Below are 737 nucleotides of genomic sequence, written 5' to 3'. Positions count from 1 at the left end.
ATAGCGGCTTGGGTGTTGGGGCCGTCAGTGTTCAAAAGCATGATTGTCTCCAGAGTGGGGATATTGAGCAACCTCACTTTGGCAGAGCTTAGGCCGCTATCCACTCCTCATGGGATCTATGACGGCCACACGCTGGCAAGCGTCATCCCCGACATGGAAAAGACCATCGGCAACGAGATCGGCCGCATCCTCGCCGATGCCGGCTATCGCGGCCACAACGCACCGCAGAGCCACAAGTTCAGGGTCTTCACCGCCGGCCAGAAGCGCCGCGTCACCCCAGCCATCAAGCGCCAGATGCGGCGGCGGTCGGCGGTCGAGCCCGTCATGGGCCACATCAAGAGCGAACACAGAATGGGCCGCAACTACCTCGCCGGCCAGCAGGGCGACGCCCTCAACGCCATCCTGGCCGCCGCCGGCTACAACTTCTCCCTCCTGCTCAGGTGGATGAAGGATTTTTTGTCGCTCTTGATCGCCCTGCTTCAACTTCGGTCGAAGTCGGTCGCCGCTTAGCGCCCGGATTGTTCACGGTCGACGAACCACCCTTAAAATCTTAGAAAAAACCGGCCTTTATGGACGCCCAACCAACTAAGGACGACCGCCGCTCACACCGCGCTTGTAACTACTAATCCATCTTGGAGGAAAGTTACCCGTGGCTGGTCACCTGCGCCCGTCCAACTCAATCGCAATCTGCATTGCAGGTTACAGGGGATTGCGCGCGCCACACAAGCAGGGAGATT

1 protein-coding gene is annotated in these 737 nt (G+C 59.4%); it reads left to right on the top strand.

What is annotated here, in order from left to right; genetic code table 11:
* Window positions 1-510 (top strand): transposase (locus tag EN786_RS35950; protein ID WP_246688840.1); only part of this gene is annotated, 510 nt, incomplete at its 5' end.
* Window positions 511-737 lie beyond the last annotated feature (227 nt).

Origin of the sequence: Mesorhizobium sp. M4B.F.Ca.ET.143.01.1.1, assembly GCF_004792275.1 — a bacterium.
In the GTDB taxonomy this organism is placed as follows: domain Bacteria; phylum Pseudomonadota; class Alphaproteobacteria; order Rhizobiales; family Rhizobiaceae; genus Mesorhizobium; species Mesorhizobium abyssinicae.
The sequence above is the reverse complement of the archived record's forward strand: the minus strand, read 5'-3'. Positions and strand labels throughout refer to the sequence as shown.